The following is a 1,782-nucleotide window of genomic DNA, read 5'->3' on the forward strand; positions in this document are numbered from 1 at the left end:
CGGAAGCTCTCGCCGTTGAGGTAGTCCTGCTCGACGATCGCGCCTGCCAGCTGCGCGTAGTCCGACGGGCGGCCGAGGCGGGACGGGAACGGGATGGAGGCTTCGAGGGTCTTCTGGAACTCCTCGGTCAGGCCACGCAGCATCGGCGTCTCGATGGTCCCCGGGGCGATGGTGTTGACCCGGATACCGAACTGGGCGAGGTCGCGAGCCGCGCAGATGCCCATCGAGTACACGCCGCCCTTGGACGCGGCGTAGGCGATCTGGCCGACCTGGCCCTCGTAGGCGGCCACGGAGGCGGTGTTGATGATGACGCCGCGCTGGCCGTCCTCGTCGACCGTGTCCTGGGTGGACATGGCCTCGGCGGCGAGCCGCAGCACGTTGAACGTGCCGACCAGGTTGACCGAGATGCAGGTCTGGAACAGGTCCAGGGCGTGCACGCCCTTCTTGGAGACGATGCGGGCGGCCGGGGCGATGCCCGCGCAGTTGACCACGACGCGCAGCGGGGCGGCCTCGGTGGCCTTGGCGATGGCGGCCTTGACGTCGTCCTCGCTGGTCACATCGGCGGGGAGGAGTGTGATCCCCTCGTCGATGCCCTGCTCGACGGCCTTGTCGATGGACTGCTGGAGGTCGAGGCCGAAGACGATCGCGCCCTTCTCTGCGAACGAGCGCGCGGTGGCGTTGCCCAGGCCGGAGGCGGCACCGGTGACGATGACGGAAGCACCCTTGATGTCCACGGGCGATGTCCTTTCTCTCTAGGAGGCGAGCACTAGGAGGTGCAAGCACTTACCGGCCCAGTGTTCCAGAACCGTGTTCAGCGCACGTCGAAGGCCGGGCTCTCCCCCCGCACGGGGAATAGTCGGCCGTAGATGCCCCGACCGGAGGCGGTGTACACCACCCGGTATTCACCGGCCGGTGTTCCCGGAGGGATGTCCCAGGTGATGAGGGCGTTGGTCACGGTGAGCAGGCCCTCGAACACGATCATCGTGGACCAGTCGCCGTCGTCGTGGACCCGGACCCACCGTCCGCCGTCCCGGCGCTCCACGGCGAGGTAGGTGTCACCCCGCCGCAGGTCGGAGTTGGGGTTCGTGCCGCAGAACCGGACCACGACCCGCTGCCCCACCCGGTACCCGGGCAGGGGCGGGTCCAGCACGTCACCGAAGTTCCGCAGCGGCGCCGGGGTGTCCACGAGCGGGTTGCCCAGGGGGGAGACGGGGATCTGCCCGGTGAGGTCCCGTTCGGAGGCGCCCGGGTCCAGGGGGGATCCCGACCGCATCGAGCGCGCCAGGTCGGCGGCCACCTGTTGGATGGCGGGCAGCGTCCACGGGCCGAACGCGGTGGCGCCGCCCTCGTAGTTCTGGGCCGAGTACTCCTCCGGGGTCGTGACGTAGTGCCCGTAGGCGTTGGAGTACCCCTGCACGGTGATGTGGTCCTCGGGGACGGCGAGTTCGGCCGCCAGGGTGCGGCGCAGGCGCAGGCCCGCCACGACGGTCGGCTCGAAACCCAGGCTGAACAGGTAGTGCCCGCCGAGCCGGACGAGGTGGAACGGATACACGCGTTGGATGGCGTGCGGCACAAGGCCGACGGGAAGCAGCACGTCCTTGGCGCCGTGCGCCTCTCGTAGCCAGGCGGGGATCACGAGCTCGGAGATGGCTCTGACCTCCGGGTTCCCGCCCCGGTCACCCTCGTTGAAGGGCAGCTCCTCGGCGCCCCCGCCGTCCTCCTGGCTGCCGGCGGCGAACGCCGCGCCGAGGGCCGCCACCGCGGTCCGGTGCGTGCGGCCGT

General features: G+C 70.4%; 2 protein-coding genes. Both read right to left on the reverse strand.

Annotation, left to right across the window (positions count from 1 at the left end; all coding sequences use genetic code 11):
- On the reverse strand, positions 1 to 734 hold a 734-nt coding region (locus G6031_RS12920), incomplete at its 3' end, for an SDR family NAD(P)-dependent oxidoreductase (protein WP_182653470.1).
- Positions 735 to 811: 77 nt separating this feature from the next.
- The coding region (locus G6031_RS12925) for a neutral/alkaline non-lysosomal ceramidase N-terminal domain-containing protein (RefSeq protein WP_182653471.1) at positions 812 to 1,782 on the reverse strand (971 nt) is incomplete at its 5' end.

This window comes from Dietzia sp. CQ4 (assembly GCF_014145125.1).
GTDB classification, from domain to species: domain Bacteria; phylum Actinomycetota; class Actinomycetes; order Mycobacteriales; family Mycobacteriaceae; genus Dietzia; species Dietzia natronolimnaea.